18 protein-coding genes are annotated in these 16,390 nt (G+C 75.5%); 10 read left to right on the top strand and 8 right to left on the bottom strand.

Features of this window, described 5'->3' with window-relative positions; all coding sequences use genetic code 11:
- Positions 1–35: 35 nt before the first annotated feature.
- Positions 36–1,580: a sodium-dependent transporter gene (locus ACSUPR_RS01675; RefSeq protein WP_436888905.1), complete on the top strand. Its 1,545-nt coding sequence runs from the start codon at positions 36–38 to the stop codon at positions 1,578–1,580.
- The gene (locus ACSUPR_RS01670; RefSeq protein ID WP_436888903.1) at positions 1,580–1,693 is read left to right on the top strand and encodes a methionine/alanine import family NSS transporter small subunit; all 114 of its coding nucleotides are present in this window, start codon (positions 1,580–1,582) and stop codon (positions 1,691–1,693) included. Before ACSUPR_RS01675 ends, ACSUPR_RS01670 begins: the two co-directional genes overlap by 1 nt.
- Positions 1,694–1,766: 73 nt before the next feature.
- On the opposite strand, the gene ACSUPR_RS01665 is transcribed toward ACSUPR_RS01670, so the two are convergent.
- From ACSUPR_RS01665 to ACSUPR_RS01650, 4 genes are all read right to left on the bottom strand, one after another.
- On the bottom strand, positions 1,767–2,312 hold the full coding sequence (locus ACSUPR_RS01665) for a type 1 glutamine amidotransferase domain-containing protein (RefSeq protein ID WP_436888901.1): 546 nt from the start codon (positions 2,310–2,312) through the stop codon (positions 1,767–1,769).
- A 113-nt stretch (positions 2,313–2,425) separates the two neighbouring features.
- Positions 2,426–3,259, bottom strand: a complete 834-nt coding sequence (locus tag ACSUPR_RS01660) for an SDR family oxidoreductase (RefSeq protein WP_436888900.1) — start codon at positions 3,257–3,259, stop codon at positions 2,426–2,428.
- Positions 3,260–3,360: 101 nt separating this feature from the next.
- Positions 3,361–4,062 (bottom strand): hypothetical protein, encoded by a 702-nt coding sequence (locus ACSUPR_RS01655; protein WP_436888899.1) that lies wholly within the window; start codon positions 4,060–4,062, stop codon positions 3,361–3,363.
- 46 nt (positions 4,063–4,108) lie between these two features.
- A complete protein-coding gene (locus ACSUPR_RS01650; protein ID WP_436888897.1) occupies positions 4,109–4,723 on the bottom strand; it encodes a helix-turn-helix domain-containing protein in 615 nt (204 codons plus the stop codon).
- Between the two features lie 130 nt (positions 4,724–4,853).
- On the opposite strand from ACSUPR_RS01650, the gene ACSUPR_RS01645 reads away from it, so the two are divergent.
- Positions 4,854–5,579 carry a Clp protease N-terminal domain-containing protein gene (locus tag ACSUPR_RS01645; RefSeq protein WP_436888896.1) on the top strand — a complete coding sequence of 242 codons (726 nt, stop codon included), beginning with the start codon at positions 4,854–4,856 and terminating at the stop codon, positions 5,577–5,579.
- 45 nt (positions 5,580–5,624) lie between these two features.
- Here the strand turns inward: ACSUPR_RS01645 and ACSUPR_RS01640 are convergent, their stop codons facing one another.
- Complete coding sequence (locus tag ACSUPR_RS01640) at positions 5,625–6,395, bottom strand: MerR family transcriptional regulator (protein WP_436888894.1); 771 nt, start codon at positions 6,393–6,395, stop codon at positions 5,625–5,627.
- 263 nt (positions 6,396–6,658) lie between these two features.
- On the opposite strand from ACSUPR_RS01640, the gene ACSUPR_RS01635 reads away from it, so the two are divergent.
- A complete protein-coding gene (locus tag ACSUPR_RS01635; protein ID WP_436888893.1) occupies positions 6,659–7,168 on the top strand; it encodes a GNAT family N-acetyltransferase in 510 nt (169 codons plus the stop codon).
- 190 nt (positions 7,169–7,358) lie between these two features.
- On the top strand, positions 7,359–7,643 hold the full coding sequence (locus ACSUPR_RS01630) for a hypothetical protein (protein WP_436888891.1): 285 nt from the start codon (positions 7,359–7,361) through the stop codon (positions 7,641–7,643).
- Between the two features lie 18 nt (positions 7,644–7,661).
- On the opposite strand, the gene ACSUPR_RS01625 is transcribed toward ACSUPR_RS01630, so the two are convergent.
- Positions 7,662–9,035 carry an FAD-binding oxidoreductase gene (locus ACSUPR_RS01625; protein ID WP_436888889.1) on the bottom strand — a complete coding sequence of 458 codons (1,374 nt, stop codon included), beginning with the start codon at positions 9,033–9,035 and terminating at the stop codon, positions 7,662–7,664.
- 159 nt (positions 9,036–9,194) lie between these two features.
- On the opposite strand from ACSUPR_RS01625, the gene ACSUPR_RS01620 reads away from it, so the two are divergent.
- Positions 9,195–9,944, top strand: coding sequence for an SDR family oxidoreductase (locus ACSUPR_RS01620; protein WP_436888887.1), 750 nt, complete (start codon positions 9,195–9,197; stop codon positions 9,942–9,944).
- A gap of 58 nt (positions 9,945–10,002) precedes the next feature.
- Positions 10,003–10,413 carry a DNA-binding protein gene (locus ACSUPR_RS01615; protein WP_436888885.1) on the top strand — a complete coding sequence of 137 codons (411 nt, stop codon included), beginning with the start codon at positions 10,003–10,005 and terminating at the stop codon, positions 10,411–10,413.
- Positions 10,414–10,450: 37 nt separating this feature from the next.
- On the opposite strand, the gene ACSUPR_RS01610 is transcribed toward ACSUPR_RS01615, so the two are convergent.
- Positions 10,451–11,752: an FAD-binding oxidoreductase gene (locus ACSUPR_RS01610; RefSeq protein WP_436888883.1), complete on the bottom strand. Its 1,302-nt coding sequence runs from the start codon at positions 11,750–11,752 to the stop codon at positions 10,451–10,453.
- 96 nt (positions 11,753–11,848) lie between these two features.
- On the opposite strand from ACSUPR_RS01610, the gene ACSUPR_RS01605 reads away from it, so the two are divergent.
- Complete coding sequence (locus ACSUPR_RS01605; protein ID WP_436888881.1) at positions 11,849–12,715, top strand: sigma-70 family RNA polymerase sigma factor; 867 nt, start codon at positions 11,849–11,851, stop codon at positions 12,713–12,715.
- A gap of 51 nt (positions 12,716–12,766) precedes the next feature.
- On the opposite strand, the gene ACSUPR_RS01600 is transcribed toward ACSUPR_RS01605, so the two are convergent.
- Complete coding sequence (locus ACSUPR_RS01600) at positions 12,767–13,309, bottom strand: MOSC domain-containing protein (protein WP_436888879.1); 543 nt, start codon at positions 13,307–13,309, stop codon at positions 12,767–12,769.
- A 132-nt stretch (positions 13,310–13,441) separates the two neighbouring features.
- On the opposite strand from ACSUPR_RS01600, the gene ACSUPR_RS01595 reads away from it, so the two are divergent.
- Both ACSUPR_RS01595 and ACSUPR_RS01590 read left to right on the top strand, forming a co-directional pair.
- A complete protein-coding gene (locus ACSUPR_RS01595; RefSeq protein ID WP_436888877.1) occupies positions 13,442–14,437 on the top strand; it encodes an aldo/keto reductase in 996 nt (331 codons plus the stop codon).
- A gap of 254 nt (positions 14,438–14,691) precedes the next feature.
- Positions 14,692–16,341, top strand: a complete 1,650-nt coding sequence (locus ACSUPR_RS01590) for an ATP-binding cassette domain-containing protein (protein WP_436888875.1) — start codon at positions 14,692–14,694, stop codon at positions 16,339–16,341.
- The last annotated feature ends 49 nt before the right edge of the window (positions 16,342–16,390 follow it).

Here is a 16,390-nt window from a genome sequence, read left to right as displayed (position 1 = left end):
GGCGCGCAACGACGGCATGATTAGGAGACCTCACCATGGTCCAACAGACTCGCGAGCAGTGGGGGACGCGCGCGGGCTTCCTGATGGCGGCGATCGGTTCCGCCGTCGGACTCGGGAACATCTGGCGATTCCCCTACATCGCCTACGACAACGGCGGCGGCGCCTTCCTGGTGCCCTACCTCGTCGCCCTGCTCACCGCCGGCATCCCGCTGCTCATCCTCGAGTACGCGATCGGCCACCGCTACCGGTCCTCGGCCCCGCTGTCCTACCGGCGCATCGCCCGGCCCGCCGAGGCCATCGGCTGGTGGCAGGTGGCGATCTGCTTCGTCATCGCCGTCTACTACGGGGCGATCATCGCCTGGAGCGCCTCCTACGTCTGGTTCTCCCTCACCAAGGCCTGGGGGCAGGACCCCAACGGCTTCTTCTTCGGCGACTACCTCCAGATGAGCGAGGCACCCGGCGGCATCACCGGATACGTGCCCGCCGTGGCCTGGCCCCTCATCGCCGTCTGGGCCGTCGTCCTGGCCATCCTGGCCCTGGGCGTGCGCAAGGGCATCGAGAAGGCCAACCGCATCTTCATCCCGCTGCTGGTCGTCCTGTTCCTCATCATGGTCGTCCAGGCACTCACCCTGGACGGCTCCGCCACCGGACTGAACGCCCTGTTCACCCCCGACTGGAGCGCCATGGCCAACGGGAGCGTCTGGGTGGCGGCCTACGGCCAGATCTTCTTCTCCCTGTCCATCGGCTTCGGCATCATGGTCACCTACGCCTCCTACCTCAAGCGCAAGGCCGACCTGACCGGCTCCGCCCTCGTGGCGGGCTTCGCCAACAGCTCCTTCGAGCTGCTGGCCGGCATCGGCGTGTTCGCCGCCCTGGGCTTCATGGCCACCGCCGCGGGCACCGCCGTGGACCAGGTCGCCACCTCCGGCATCGGCCTGGCCTTCATCGCCTTCCCGCAGATCATCTCCACCCTGCCCTGGGGCGGATCGGTGTTCGGCGTGCTGTTCTTCGCGTCCCTGGTCATCGCGGGCCTGTCCTCCCTGATCAGCATCGTCGAAGTCGTCATCTCCGCGGTCAGGGACCGCACCGGGATGGGACGCGTGCAGTCCACCCTGCTGGTCGGCGGCCTCATCGCCCTGGTGTCCATCCTGATCTTCCCCACCCACCAGGGCCTGCACTACCTGGACGTGTTCGACCACTTCATCAACCAGTACGGCATCGCCCTGGCCGCCCTGGTGATGCTCCTCGTGTTCGGGTGGATCCTGCGCCGCCTGCCCGTCTTCCAGAAGCACGCCAACAGCGTCTCCTCCCTGCGCCTGGGCGCCTGGTGGCGGATCACCCTGGGCATCCTCACCCCCGTCCTGCTGGGCTTCATGATGTGGGACAGCCTGCGCGCCGAACTCGCCGAGAACTACGGCGGCTACTCCGAGGCCTTCCTGCTCACCGCCGGATGGGGCGTGGCCATCGGCGCCATCGTCTTCGGCGCGATCATGGCCCTGATCCCCTGGAGGCGCGCCGACGAGATGGCCGCAGCCGACGCCCGGAACACCGCAGCCGACACCGAGGAGGGTGAGCGCTGATGTCCGCCATCGCGATCGTCATGATGGTCGTCTCCATGGTGCTGCTGTGGGGAGGGCTGGCCGCCGCAGTCCTGCACCTGCGCCGCCACCCCGAAGCGCCCGGGGACGACTGACCCGACGCACACCGCACGAAGAAAAGGGGGCGGGGCCCGGACCGGGCCCCGCCCCCGCGGCTTCCCGCCCGGGTCAGGCCCGGGAGAACTCCTCGATGATCCGCTCGCAGAACGCGGGCAGGTCATCCGGGTTGCGGCTGGTGGTGAGCCCCCCGTCGGTCACCACCTCGGCCTCCACCACCTCGCCCCCGGCGTTGCGCACGTCGGTGCGGATGCTCGGGTAGGCGGTCAGCCTGCGCCCGCGCACCAGGTCCGCCTCCACCAGCGTCCAGGGGCCGTGGCAGATCGCCGCGATCGGCTTGCCGGCCTCGGCGAACTCCCGCACGAACCGCACCGCGTCGGCGTCGGCGCGCAGGTTGTCGGGGTTGACGGTGCCCCCGGGCAGGACCAGGCCGTCGTAGTCGTCCACCGACGCCTCGCCCACCCGCCGGTCCACCGGGAACCGGTCGGCCGGCTCGATGTCCCCGTTCATCGCCTGGATCTCACCGTCCTTGAGCGAGAGCAGCTCGGTCTCGGCACCGGCCTCGGCCAGCGCCCCGCGGGGCCGCTCCAACTCCACCTGCTCGACACCGTCCGCGGCCAGGAACGCCACCCTGCGCCCGGTGAGCACACCCGTCATCGCTCTCCACCCCTCTTCTTCTCCGGTTCCCGGTACCGCCCCTCGCGGCACCGCGTCGACCCCCTACCCGACCGGCACCGGCCCATCACCCGCACCGGCGCCCCGGGGGCGGATCAGCCCGCCCGCCAGGTGGCGTCCTGCAGCGCCCCCGCTGCCTGGGGCCCCATCAGGGTCAGCCCGCCGTCCACCAGGAGCGAGGCCCCGGTGACATAGGACGACCCCGGCCCGGCGAGGAACGCCACCGCGTCGGCCACCTCCTCGGCGTGCCCCGGCCGGGCCAGCGGGTACCCGGCCCGGGAGTCCAGGCGGGGCTCCTGCTCGTGCTGGCCCGTCATGGGCGTGGCGATCTCCCCGGGCGCCACCGCGTTCACGGTGATCCCGTGCAGGCCCAGCTCCAGCGCCAGGACCCGGGTGAGCATCCGCAACCCGCCCTTGGCGACGCAGTAGGCGCCCGCCGTCACCCGCGGGTACTCCTCGTGGACGCTGGTGATGTTGATGATGCGGCCCCCGCGGCCGGCCTCGCGCATGTGCCCGGCCGCGATCTTCGAACACAGGAAGGGCGCGTCCAGGTCCACCGCCAGCACCTGGCGCCAGCGGTCGTAGCCGGTGTCCAGCAGTTCCTCACCCGACCCGGTGCCCGCGTTGTTGACCAGTACGCCCACACCCCCCAGGTCGTCGATCAGGTCGGCGACGGCCTGCGAGCCCCGCTCCGGGTCGGTCAGGTCGTGCCGGCGCACCGACACCCGGCGCCCGGCCTCGCGGATCTCGGCCTCGGTGCGCCGCACCCCCTCCTCGTCGCTGTGGTAGGTGATGCCGACGTCGAAACCGTCCCGGGCCAGGCGGATCGCGCTCGCCCGCCCGATACCGCTGTCGGCGCCCGTCACCAGGGCCACCCGGTCGTAGTCGTCGAACGCCCGCGCACCCGCGATGCGATCCTCGTCCGCCATGGTCTCCCCCCTTCCTCTGCGCCGCCGTCGGCGCACACGCTCACCGGGGCGGCTACCCGACGCGGCCCGCGCCACACACGCCCCGGGCGCGGCGGGGGTCCTCAGCCCACGGTGTCGCGGCGGTCCCCCCACACCCCGGCGGGCACCCGCTCCAGCAGGTCCACCAGGGCCCGCGCGCGCCCGGCCGCCCACTCGGGGTCCAGCTCCCCCTCCTGCCACGACACCAGGTGGGCCCCGCCGAACCGCAACGGCACCGGCGCACCGGACTCCAGCAGGAGGGAGCGCACCCGCCCGTCCAGGACCCGGCGGGCGAAGTCCTCCCCGGCGGCGGCGACGTGGAACCGCTCGTCGAAGGCGGCGTCGCCCGCCCGCACCTCGCGCGCCCCGGCCGCCCCCGGTTCCCCGGTGTCGCGGGCCCGCACCTGCAGGACCGGTACCGGCCCGGGCAGGGCCACCGCCACGACGGTGTGCACGTGCCCGGTGGTGGCCTCGGACCGCCCGTCGCGGTGGGAGGAGGTGTAGGAGTACTCGTAGGCCATCACCCGGTGGCCGCCCATCCGGGAGCACAGCACGTGCCTGGCGCGGGCGTTGGAGCGGCCCGCCACGAAGGGGTGCCCCTGGAACCGGTCGACCAGCTCCGGGCGCTCGCGGTCGTGGCTCCACCCCCGCTCGCGCGCCCACGCCGCCAGCCGCTCGCCGCGCCTGCGCTCGGGGACCGCCGCCGCGACCCGGGCGACGACGACGGCGGCGGCCAGCAGGACCACCACCCCCAGGACGAGGGTCTCCACGGCGACGGTGTCCATCGGCGAGTCTCCTTGTGGCGGGCGGCACTTACCGGTGAGACGCCCATCACCGGCCCGAAGGTTCCGCCTCTCCTTCGCCCCCGCCCCCGGTGGGCCGCACCCGCACGTGCGCCCGCTCCCCCTGGGGCCCGAACAGGCCCAGGTAGGACACCGGGCCCGGCCCGGGGTTGTAGAACCCGTGCGGGATCCGGGTGTCGAACTCGGCGACCTCCCCCTGCTTGAGGACCATGTCATGCGGCCCCAGCAGCAGGCGCAGCCGCCCCTCCAGCACGTACACCCAGTCGTGCCCCTCGTGGCTGCGCTGCTCGGCCTCCACATGCCCCCGGGGCGGGGGGATGGTGATGCGGAACGCCTGGATGCCCCCGGGGTTGCGCGACAGCGGCAGGTACTCCACACCGTCGCGGGTGAAGGGGCGCAGCCGCACCCGCGGGTCGGCGGTGTCGGCGCCCACCAGCTCGTCCAGCGGCACCCCGTGCACCCGGGCCAGCGGCAGCAGCAGCTCCAAAGTGGGGCGGCGCCCGCCCGACTCCAGGCGGGACAGAGTGCTCACCGAGATCCCGGTGGCCTCCGACAGGCGGGACAGGGTGATGCCGCGGTCCCGGCGCAGCTCCCGCAGACGCGGGCCCACCGCGTCCAGCACCGGGGCGAGTTCGTCGTCCATGGCGGCCAATCTGCCACAGCCTCGACCCCCGGAGAAGGAAGGACCCCCACCGGGGGAGCAAGGGGGTTAGGTCGGATCCCAGTGGGGGTATGGAGGGGGTTACATCATACCCCCTCGGAAGGGCGTTCCGATGCCGAAGATCAACGTCTACCTGCCCGAAGACCTCGCCGAGGCCGTCCGCGACAGCGGCATCCCGGTCTCGGCCGTGTGCCAGCGCGCCCTGGAGCACGAGGTGCGCCGCCTGGCCGCCGCCCGCGAGGCCGTCCGCGGGCGGGCCCGCACCGACTCCTTCGACACCCTCTTCCCCGCCTTCACCCCCCGGGCCCGCACCGTGCTGCGCACCGCCGCCCGGGCCCGCGGCACCGACGCGCACATCACCACCGCCGACCTGCTCGCCGCCCTGGTCTCCGAGGACTCCGGCCCCGTCCCGCGCGTCCTGGGCACCCTGGAGATCGACCCGGTCCGCATCACCACCGCCCTGGCCGACCGCGACACCGCCGAGGAACCCGGCCCCAGCGACCCGCCCGCGTTCAGCGCCCCGGCCGCCGCCGCACTGGAGGCCGCGCTCACCGAAGCCATCGCCCTGGGCCACGACCGCGTGGACTGCGAGCACCTGCTCCTGGGCCTGGTCGCCCACGGGCACGGAGCGGGCGGCGCCCTGCTGCGCGACCTGGGCGCCGACCAGCGCGGCACCCGCCGCGCCGTCGCCTCCGCCCTGACCGGGCACGTCCACCCGGGTTCCCGCCACGGCACCTCAGGGGCGGCACCCGCCCCGGAGGACGCGCTCGACGCCCGCCTGTCCCCCCTGCTGGCGCGGATCGAGCGCCTGGAGGAGCGCCTGGACGCCCGGGGGTGAGACCGCCCCGAGGCGGGCGCCGGCCGGCGCGGAACGGCCGTCCCCTCAGGGCCGCGGGGCCGCGGACAGGTCCAGGTAGTCCTGCAACCGTGCCACCCCCGCGGCCAGGGCGCGGGCCCTGGCCGCCACATCCTGCTCACGGCGGCGCAGCGCCCCCTCCAGCGCCCTCCCGCCGCCCGAGGCCCGCAACTCCTCCATCACCGGCGCGATCTGCTCCAGCCCGTACCCGCCCCGGCGCAGCTCCGCCACCACCCGCGCCTCGCGCACCTGCCCGGGCCCGTACACCCGGTACCCCGTCCGCGGATCCCGCACCGGCCGCACCAGACCGGCCCGCTCCCACACCCGCAGCGCCGAGGCCCGCACCCCCACCAGGCGCGCCACCCGGCCGATCCGCAGCGGCTCCCCCCTCCCCCGCGCCCCCACCCCGGACAGCACCGCGGGGGCCTCGCGCTCCACCGGGCCGGCGGCCCGGGCCACCGCGGACAGCGCCCGTGCCGCCTCCCGCACCGCCCCCCGCTCGCGGTGCGCCCGCGCGAACGCCTCCTCCACCAGCTCCAGCGCCGCGTCCTCCCCGCGCGTGTGCAGGGTCCGCAGCACCTGCCCGGCCGCCGCCACCCCCATCCCCGCGGCCAGCGCCCGGTAGGCCACCAGCGCCGCCAGGTGGCGCCCGGTGAACCGCCGCTGACCCGACGCCGTGCGCCGCGCCGGCGGCAGCACCCCCGAGGCCTCGCAGTCGCGCACCGTCTGCGCCGACACCCCCACCGCCCGCGCCAGGTCCACCGGCCGCAACTCCCTCTCCGCCGGCTCCCCGACCACCGCGACCTCCCTCTCCGCCACCCCCGCCGCCCCGCGAACCGTGTTAGCGTGGTCGGCGCTGCGAACGACGGTACAGACGGCACAGGGGAGGTGGGACCGATGACCCGGGCGCACACCGCCACCACGCGCGGTACCCCCCACGTCCACACCTTCGGGGTCCCCACCTGAACAGCCCCCGGGCCCGCGGCGCCGACCGCGCGGGCACCGCCCCCCACGGGCGCGGGGGGGCACCGGGCCGGACCCCCCTCACACAGGGAACCACCGTGAACACCTCCTGGAACACCCGCGTCGAGACCGACGCCGACACCACCGCCGTCCACGCCGTCAACGCCGCCGCGTTCGACACCCCGGCCGAGGCCGACCTCGTCGACGCCCTGCGCACCGGCCCGGCCTGGATCGAAGGCCTGTCCATGGTCGCCGTCACCGGCGAGGGCACCGTCGCCGGGTACGCCCTGCTCACCCGCTGCCACATCGGCCGGACCCCGGCCCTGTGCCTGGCGCCGTGCGCCGTCCTGCCCGCCCACCAGGGCACCGGAGCCGGTTCGGCCGCCATCCGCGCGGTCCTGGACGCCGCCCGCGCCCGGGGCGAGCGCTTCGTCACCGTCCTGGGGCACCCCGGCTACTACCCGAGGTTCGGCTTCGAGCGCGCCTCCGCGTACGGGATCGGACTGAGCATCGAGGTCCCCGACGAGGCCCTCATGGTCCTGTCCCTGGACCCGGCGCACACGCCGCCCGCCGGGACGATCCGCTACGCCGCCCCGTTCGGCATCTGACCCGGCCCCGCAGGCGGTCCACCCCGGGCGGGGAGCACCCTTCACCCCCGCCCGGGGCCCCAGGGGAGGAGCCCCGCCCCCCTCGACCGCCGAGGAGTGGGGTCCCCTTGCGCCCCCGCCCCATGACCCGGACGGCACCCCCGGCCGCCGCGGCCGCCGTCCCCTGTTCCTGCGGCACTGCCTCCTGGCCGTGTCCGCCCTGGCCCTGGGGGCGCGGCTGCGCCCGGGCCGGTCGGCGGCCGGCGCCCTGGCCTGCGGACCCATCGTCCACCTCCAGTCGGTCCCGGGCTCTCGCCGCCTGTGCGGGAGCTCCCTGTTCGGCATCGCCGACACCTGCGTGTACCGGCTCGGCCCCCTGTGGCGGGTCCTGGTGGCCGTCGTGGCACTGCTCGCCGCCGGGTTCTGGATCCCCGGCCGACCCGCCGGGGTCGGGCAGCACAGTGGTCGGACCACACTGGGCCCGCGGGGGCTGTGACGCCCCCGCGGGCACGGGTCAGGCGAACACCTTGCCGGGGTTGAAGATCCCCGCCGGGTCCAGGGCCCCCTTGACCGCGCGGTGCATCCCCACCACGTCCGGGCCCAGCTCCCGGGCGGCCCCGCGCATCTTCAGCAGACCCACCCCGTGCTCACCGGTCACCGTGCCGCCCAGCGCCAGGGCCTCGTCCACGATCACCTCGAACGCCTCCTTGGCCCGCTTCTTCGCGGCCTCGTCCCCGGCCGGGACGATGAACAGCGGATGGAGGTTGCCGTCCCCGGCGTGGGCGATGTTGCCGATGTGGGTGTCGAACCGGCGCCCCGCCTCCTCGATCCGCGCCAGCATGTGCGGCACCTGCGCCTTGGGCACGCACACGTCCTCGGTCAGCAGGGGCCCCAGCCGCTCCAGCGCCGGGTAGGCCAGCCGCCGCGCCGCGAACAGCGCCTCGGCCTCCTCGGCGTCGGTGGAGCGCACCGCGTACACCGCCCCCTGCCCCTCGAAGCAGCCCAGGATGGTGTCGGCCTCCTGCTCCCCGGCCTCCCCCGGCTGGTCGCTGCGCGCCAGCAGCAGCACCTCACCCTCGGCGGACAGGCCCATGTTCTTCCACCCGTCCACCGCCTGCAGGCAGAACCGGTCGATGAGCTCCAGCGCCGAGGGCACCACCCCCGAGGCCGCCACCGCCGCCACCGCCCGCCCGGCGTCGGTCAGCGAGCCGAAGTAGCCCACCACCGTGTGCTCCACCCCCGTGCGCAGCGGCCGCATCCGCAGCGTCACCTCGGTGACCAGACCCAGCGTGCCCTCCGAGCCCACCATCAGTCCCGCCAGGTCATAGCCCGTCACCCCCTTGGCGGTGCTCCGGCCCAGCCGCACCACCTGCCCGGTGCCCACCACCGCCTCCATGCCCAGCACGTAGTCGCGGGTCACCCCGTACTTGACGCAGCACAGGCCGCCCGCGTTGGTGGCCACGTTGCCGCCGATCGTCGACCAGGGCGCCGAAGCCGGGTCCGGCGGGTACCACAGCCCGTCCCGGGCCACCCGGCGGCGCAGGTCGTCGTTGACCACACCGGGCTGGACCACGGCGCTCTGCTGCACCGGGTCCACCGACAGGACCCGGTCCATGCGCTCGAAGGACACCACGACCCACCCGTCGGCGGCGTTGGCGGCGCCCGACAGCCCGGTCCCCGCGCCCCGTCCCACCAGCGGGACGCGGTGCTCGGCGCACAGCGCCACCACCGCCGCCACATCGGCGGTGTCGCGCGGCCGCACCAGCGCCGCGGGCGTGCCGTGGGGCGCCCACTCGGCCTCGTCGTGGGCGTAGCCCCGCATGATCCCGGGGTCGGTGACGACCTGGTCGGCGCCGACCGCGGCGGCCAGCCTCTGGGCGATGGACATCGCTCCTCCTCCGTACGCGGCGCCGCCCAGGGGCGGGCGGCGCTGACCAGCACCCTAGCGACCGGGGCCGGGGCGCGCTCCCGCGCGGTGCCCGGCCCCGGAGGCGACGCGGTGCTAGCGTCTGACCGTCCGCGACACTCGCGGGGAGGGGAGGCGGCGATGGCTCGGATCCTGGTCACCGGCGGCACCGGCAGGCTGGGGCGGCCGGTGGTGGAGGAGTTGCGGCGGGCCGGGCACCGGGTGCACCCGCTCAGCAGGCACCCCGACCCGCACGACGCGCTCTCGGTGGCGGTGGACCTGCGCCGCGGCACCGGCCTGGACCGGGCGCTGGAGGGGGTGGACACCGTGGTGCACTGCGCCACCACGCCCGCCGGCGGGGACCTGCGGTCGGCCGCCCACCTGATCGGCCGGGCCCGCCGGGCCGGGGTGGGCCACCTCCTCTACATCTCGATCGTGGGCGTGGACCGCGTCCCGCTGGGCTACTACCGCGCCAAGTACACGGTCGAGCGGGCGCTGGCCGCCTCGGGGCTGGGGTGGACGGTGCTGCGCACCACCCAGTTCCACGACCTGGTGGCGTCGCTGTGCGCGAGGGCGTCCCGCCTGCCGGTGGGGCCGGTGCCGGTCCCGGAGATGGACGTGCAGCCCGTCGACGTGCGCGAGGCGGCCTCCCGGCTGGCACAGCTGGCTCAGGGGGAGCCGCAGGGGCGGGTGGCCAACATGGGCGGTCCGGCGGTGGAGTCCTTCGCCGACCTGATGGACGCCTACCTGCGCCGGCGCGGCACGCCCCGGCGCACGGTGGCGGTACGCCCGCCGGGGAGGGTGTTCGCGGCCTACCGGGCGGGGGAGCACCTGGCCCCGGAGCGGGCGGTGGGCACCGTGACCTTCACGGACTTCCTCACCCACGATTGAACAAGTTGTTGAAAATACTACGTTGACAACACGGGGTTTTCCGGGTGATGCTGGGACCATGACCGCACCCGGCCTCACCCCGCCCGACCCCGAACAGGACCGCAAGAAGCGCGCCTACCCCGCACTGGCCCGCCTCACCCAGCGCCACGCCACCGGCCAGGACCGCACCCGCTGGGAGGCCGACACCCGGCCCATGGCGCCCCTGGACGCCCTGCGACGCACCGCCGACCTGGCCGCCGGCGGCATCGAACCCGACACCGGCGAACCCGACGTGGACCACGAGGACCTGCTGGCCGCACTCACCCTGCTGCCCCTGGCACGCGCCGAGTTCGACCGCCTCGAACTCAGCCTGCTCCACATGGCCAAAGGCCGCGGCATGACCTGGCAGGAGATCGCCTTCGGCCTGGGCCTGGGCTCTGCCCAGGCCGCCCGCCAGCGCCACGACCGCCTCGCCGACCGCACCGGATGACCACCCCGGGCGGGCCCCGCCCGGGGCCCGCCCGCCCTCACCCCAGCACCGGGTGCGCCGCCCGCACCACACCGCGCGGGTCCCGCTCACGCTTGATCCGCCCCAGCCGCTCCAGCACCCGCGGCGAGAACACCCGGCCCACCGGCTCCCCGCCCGCCAGGGCCGTGAGCGGCTTGCGCCCGCTCACCGCCACACCCGAGAACAGCCGCTCCAACCGGCCGAGCACCGCACCCGCCCCGCCCGGACCCACCGGAGCCCCGAACGCGTACGCGTAGAACGGCTCCTCCAACGGCCCGAACGGCGTCGCCGAGGGCCCCGCCAGAGCACCCCCCAGATGCCGCACCTGCACCCCGAACAGCGGGTCCAGCGGCTCGGCCGCCAGCGCCGCGCTCCACTCCCCCACCTCCCCCGTCAACAGCTCGGTCCGGGCCACACCCGGCGTCGGATCCACCGGATCACCCGACACCGACCCCAACTGCGCCACCCCCAGCACCCCCAGGGTGTCGCGCACCGCACCGCCCACCGACACCAGCGGCGCCAACGACCTCTCCGCCGCCCCGACCCCGCCCAGGGACACCGCCTGCACCGACACCGAAGGCTTCGCCCCCGGGAACCGGTGCAGACTCCACCACACCGACAACTCCTCCGGCGCACCCGCGGTGACCTCGGCGAAAGCCGCCGCCACCGCCGCCGCCCGCGACACCGGCCACACCAGCGCACCCCCGTACAGCTCCGGCGCCCCGAACAGGCCCAGCTCCACCGCGGTCACCACCGCCACGTCACCGCCCCCGCCGCACAGCGCCCAGAACAGGTCCGGATCGGACGACGCCGTCACCCGCACCCGCTCCCCCTGCGCGGTCACCACCTCCCACGCCCGCACCGCGTCGGCCGCCCACCCGTGGCGGCGCCCGAACCAGCTCAGCCCCCCGCCCAGCGTGTACCCGACCACCCCCACACCCGGAGAACTGCCCGGCAGCCCCGTCAGCCCGTGCACGGCCGCCGCCTCCTGCACCCGCCCCCACGACACCCCGGCGCCCACCCGCGCCACCCGCCGCACCGGATCCACCTCCACCCCGTCCAAAGCGGCGGTGCGCACCAGCACCGCACCCGCGGCGCTGCCCGTGGCACCGTGCCCCGTCGCCTGGGCCGCCACCGACAGACCCCGCCCACCCGCCCACCGCACCACCGCCGCGACATCGGCGGCATCGGCCGCCTCCACCACCGCCGCCACGGGCTGCTCCACCGCCAGGTTCCACGGCCTCGACGCCGCCGCGAACCCCGCGTCCCCGCCGGCCAGCACCCGACCGCGCACCACAGAACCCAGATCCTCGAAACCCACCGCACAACTCCCGTCTCGGTCACATCGCCGGGCCCCCGCGGGTCATCCCTGCGAACCGTCGAACCCACGACGGACCCGACCGCGAGAATGTGACCGATGCACACGAAAAAGCTCACCGAAGACCGCGCCGCCCTGTTCCAGGAACACCGGCCGCTGCTGCTGTCCATCGCCCACCGAATGCTCGGATCCACCGCCGAGGCCGAGGACGCCGTCCAGGAGACCTGGCTGCGCCTGCACCGCACCACCCACCACATCGACAACCCCGCCGGATGGCTCACCACCGTCACCGGCCGCATCTGCCTGGACCTGCTGCGCTCGCGCACCGCCCGCCGCGAGGACCCCGCACAACACCCCGGCACCGAACTCCCCGACCCCGCACCCGGACCCGAGCACCGGGCCCTGACCGCGGACGCCGTCGGCGACGCCCTCCTGGTGGTCCTGGACGCCCTCACCCCCGCCGAACGCCTCGCGTTCGTCCTGCACGACGTGTTCGCCGTGCCCTTCGACGACATCGCCCCCATCGTGGAGCGCACCCCCGCCGCCACCCGCCAGCTCGCCAGCCGCGCCCGCCGCCGCCTCCGCGGCACCCCCGCACCCACCACCGACGTGGTCCCCGACCACCGCGACCAGGCGGTGGAGGCGTTCCTGTCCGCCGCCCGCGGCGGCGACCTGGCCGGACTCCTCGCCGTGCTGGACCCCGGCGTCCAGGCCCGCGGCGACGTCTTCGCCCGCCTGCGCGGCGTCCCGGCCCTGACCCGCGGCGCCGACCGGGTGGCCGCCCAGGCCCTCACCTTCTCCCGCCTGGCCAAGGGCGCCCGCCCCCTGCTGGTCGACGGGCTGCCGGGCTTCGCGTCCCTGTCCGCCCAGGGCCCCGCCGCGCTCCTGCTGTTCACCGTCACCGACGGCCGCATCACCCGTATCGACATCCGCTACGACCCCGACCTGCTCGCCGCCCTGGCCTGAACACACCGGTGGCCGCGGCCCCCACCGGGTCCGCGGCCGCCGACCGCCCGCTCAGACACGCTCCAGGGGCACATGCGGACCGTCCGGGGGCAGCACCTCGACCGCCATCCCCGGCTCCACCCGCCCGCCCCGCAGCACCACCCCCATGACCCCGGCCCGCCGCACCACCCCACTGCCCGGGCCGCGCCCCACCACCTTCTTCAGCAATCCGGGCGAGAACGCGTCGATCTGCACGCACGGATTGCGCAGCCCCGTCACCTCCACCCGCGCCTCCGGCCCCAGGCACAGCACCGCCCCGCGCCCCAGCCCCAGCAGGTCGACCCCCCGCGTCGTGACGTTCTCCCCCAGCTCACCCGCGCCCACCGCGAACCCGTCGGCGGCCAGCTCCTCCAGCAGCTCGGCGTGGATCAGGTGCACCTGCCGCAGGTTGGGCTGCGTGGGATCCACCGCCACCCTGGAGCGGTGCTTGACCGTCACCCCCATGTGGGCGTCCCCCTCCACCCCCAGCCCCTCCAGCAACCGGATGGCCTCCCGCACCGGCTTGCCGAACGTGTGCCCCGCACTGCTGCTCACCGACTCCACGAGCGCACCCACCGACGACCGCCCCTCCACGTCCGAACAGATCCGGACGAACACCCTAACCCCCGCCCGCGCGGAACTTCCGCCCCGGGCGCCCACCCACCAGACTGTCCCCATGCACACCACCGACCGTCCCCGGGAGGCCTGATGCGTCTGCGCACCCTGGGCCGCACCGGCCTGCGCGTCTCCGACCTGTTCCTGGGCACCATGGGCTTCTCCACCACCGACGAGGCCGCCCGCATGATCGCCCACTACGAGGACGCGGGCGGCAACGTCATCGACACCGCCCCCGTCTACGGGGACAGCGAGGACATCCTCGGCGAGATCCTGCACGGCACCCGCCGCGACCGGTTCGTCCTGGCCACCAAGTTCACCCTGCCCACCGACCCCGACAACCCGCTCACCGCCGGATCCCACCGCAAAGCCCTGCGCCTGTCCCTGGAACGCAGCCTGCGCCGCCTGCGCACCGACCACATCGACCTCCTGTGGGTGCACTGCCACGACCCCCGCACCCCCATCGACGAGACCATGCGCGCCCTGGACGACGCCGTCACCGCCGGAACCGTCCTGTACACCGGCGCCTCCAACCTGCCCGCCTGGACGGTGGCCGCCGCCAACACCGGCGCCGACCTGCGCGACCGCACCCCCCTGCACGCCCTCCAGGTCCCCTACAGCCTCGCCCGGCGCGACGTCGAACGCGAGCTCCTGCCCATGGCCCACAGCCTGGGCCTGAGCACCGCCGCCTACAGCCCCCTGGCCGGCGGCCTCCTGTCCGGCCGCTTCGCCGGCCCCCACGCCCCGGCCGCCGGCCGCGTCGACCCCGCCCGCCTCACCGACCGCGAACGCACCCTGGCCCGCACCCTGCACGAGGTCGCCGCCGCCGAAGGCGTCGGCGACACCCGCGCCGCCCTGGCCTGGCTGCTCCAACGCCCCGACCCCGTCCACCCCATCCTGGGCGCCCGCACCGCCGACCAGCTCACCGACCTGCTCCCCGCCGCCGACACCGTCCTGTCCCCGCAGGGACTGGAACGGCTCGAGGAGGCCTCCCGCATCCCGCTCGGCCACCCCGCCGACATCATCGGCCAGACCCTGCCCTGGCTGGACGGCGGCCGCGACGTGGTCCCCCGCACCCGCACCCTGTGACCCCTCCCCCGTTGCGGCGCCCGCGAGCGCCGCAACGGGGCCCCGGGCGGAAAAACCACTGGCCCCGCCCGCACCCCCCGCCTACCCTGGACCCCATGCAGTACCTCTACTTCCTCTGACGGGAACACGCGCACCCGCCCCGCGCCCGGCGCGGCCGCGGGTGCCCCACGCGTACCCGGACCCCCGAGGTCCTCCGCCAGAGGAACCGGGAGGCTCCCCGCCGACGCGGGTCGAGCCCCCACCAGAGGAGAGACATGCCCACCCTGGACCCCGCCCCCGCGCTGCCCGCGGGCGAGCGCGCCCAGATCACCGCCGCCGACGTCCACGTCGCCCGCGGCGGGCGCCCCGTCCTGACCGGCGTCGACATGACCGTCACACCCCGCTCCCGGTGGGGCGTCGTCGGAGAGAACGGCCGCGGCAAATCCACCCTGCTCCACGTCCTGACCGGGGCACTGGAACCCGACCGCGGCACCGTCCGCCGCATCGGCACCCTCGGCTTCGCCGAACAGGAGATGCACACCACCGGCGGACGCACCGTCGGCGACCTCATCGACCTCGAGCTCGCCGCCGCCCGCACCGCCCTGGCGGCACTGGACGCCTCCGCGGCCCGCATGGCCCAGGACGACCCGACCGCCCAGGACGACTACGCCGCCGCCCTGGCCGCCGCCGAGACCCTCGACGCCTGGGACGCCGACCGGCGCGTGGACCTGGCCCTGGAGAACCTGGGCGCCGTCACCGACCGCACCCGGCCCCTGGACCGGCTGTCCGTGGGACAGCGCTACCGGGTCCGCCTGGCCGCCCTGCTCGGCGCCGGACACGACTTCCTGCTGCTGGACGAGCCCACCAACCACCTGGACGCCGACGGGCTCGACTTCCTCACCGCCCGCCTGCGCGAACACCGCAACGGGGTGGTGCTGGTCAGCCACGACCGCGCCCTGCTGTCCGACGTGGCCACCACCGTCCTGGACCTGGACCCCAGCCGCGACGGCCGCCCCCGGGTCCACGGCGGCGGCTTCGCCGGCTACCAGGAGGGCCGCCGCGCCGAACGCGACCGCTGGGAGGAGGAGTACGAACAGCAGCAGGCCGAGCACGCCCGCCTGACCCAGGACCTCTCCCAGGCGCAGAACCGGCTCGTCAGCGGTTGGCGCCCCGACAAGGGCACCGGCAAGCACCAGCGGGCCACCCGCGCCGGGGGCCTGGTGCGCGCCGTCCACCGCCGCCGCGAGGACCTGCGGGCGCACGCCGTCACGATGCCCCCGCCGCCGCTGCGGCTGCGCGTGCCCGACCTGCCCGTCCTCGCGGGGGCGGCCCTGCTGGACGCCGAAGGGGTGGCGGTGGCAGGCCGCCTGCACCGCCCGGCGGACGTGCGCCTGGAGTCGGGGGACCGCCTGGTGGTCACCGGACCCAACGGGGCGGGCAAGTCCACCCTGCTCGCGGTCCTGGCCGGGCACCTGGAACCCACGGCGGGCACGGTGCGCACCGCCCGCCGGGCGCGGGTGCGCCTGCTGGCCCAGGAGTCGCCGCGGATACGGGCGCACCGCGCCCACGAGGTGTTCGCCGACCGCGTCCGGACCCTGGTGAGCCGGGGTGCCCTGGCCCCGGGGGAGGCGGTGTCGCTGTCGTCGCTGGGGCTGCTGTCGGCGGCCGACTCCTCGCGCCCGGTGGGCGAGCTGTCCATGGGCCAGCAGCGACGCCTGGACCTGGCCCTCGCCCTGGCCGAGCGCCCGCACGTGCTGCTGCTGGACGAGCCCACCAACCACCTGTCGATCCCGCTGGTGGAGGAGCTCACCGAGGCCCTGGGCGCCACGGCCGCCGCGGTGGTGGTGGCCACCCACGACCGGCAGCTGCTCCGTGACACGGCGGCCTGGCCGCACCTGCCGCTGACCGCCCCGGCCCTGGTCTGACCGCCCGGCCGGCGGGGGTGTGCGGGCCCGGCCCGCACACCCCCGCCCC

Source organism: Nocardiopsis dassonvillei (genome assembly GCF_964273065.1).
Lineage (GTDB): Bacteria > Actinomycetota > Actinomycetes > Streptosporangiales > Streptosporangiaceae > Nocardiopsis > Nocardiopsis dassonvillei_B.
This window is presented reverse-complemented; position numbering and strand designations above follow the sequence as displayed.

Coding starts and splice junctions, on each gene's coding strand:
- ACSUPR_RS01675 (WP_436888905.1), top strand. CDS start 36: ATGGTCCAACAGACTCGCGAGCAGTGGGGGACGCGCGCGGGCTTCCTG.
- ACSUPR_RS01670 (WP_436888903.1), top strand. CDS start 1,580: ATGTCCGCCATCGCGATCGTCATGATGGTCGTCTCCATGGTGCTGCTG.
- ACSUPR_RS01665 (WP_436888901.1), bottom strand. CDS start 2,312: ATGACGGGTGTGCTCACCGGGCGCAGGGTGGCGTTCCTGGCCGCGGAC.
- ACSUPR_RS01660 (WP_436888900.1), bottom strand. CDS start 3,259: ATGGCGGACGAGGATCGCATCGCGGGTGCGCGGGCGTTCGACGACTAC.
- ACSUPR_RS01655 (WP_436888899.1), bottom strand. CDS start 4,062: ATGGACACCGTCGCCGTGGAGACCCTCGTCCTGGGGGTGGTGGTCCTG.
- ACSUPR_RS01650 (WP_436888897.1), bottom strand. CDS start 4,723: ATGGACGACGAACTCGCCCCGGTGCTGGACGCGGTGGGCCCGCGTCTG.
- ACSUPR_RS01645 (WP_436888896.1), top strand. CDS start 4,854: ATGCCGAAGATCAACGTCTACCTGCCCGAAGACCTCGCCGAGGCCGTC.
- ACSUPR_RS01625 (WP_436888889.1), bottom strand. CDS start 9,035: ATGTCCATCGCCCAGAGGCTGGCCGCCGCGGTCGGCGCCGACCAGGTC.
- ACSUPR_RS01620 (WP_436888887.1), top strand. CDS start 9,195: ATGGCTCGGATCCTGGTCACCGGCGGCACCGGCAGGCTGGGGCGGCCG.
- ACSUPR_RS01615 (WP_436888885.1), top strand. CDS start 10,003: ATGACCGCACCCGGCCTCACCCCGCCCGACCCCGAACAGGACCGCAAG.
- ACSUPR_RS01605 (WP_436888881.1), top strand. CDS start 11,849: ATGCACACGAAAAAGCTCACCGAAGACCGCGCCGCCCTGTTCCAGGAA.
- ACSUPR_RS01595 (WP_436888877.1), top strand. CDS start 13,442: ATGCGTCTGCGCACCCTGGGCCGCACCGGCCTGCGCGTCTCCGACCTG.
- ACSUPR_RS01590 (WP_436888875.1), top strand. CDS start 14,692: ATGCCCACCCTGGACCCCGCCCCCGCGCTGCCCGCGGGCGAGCGCGCC.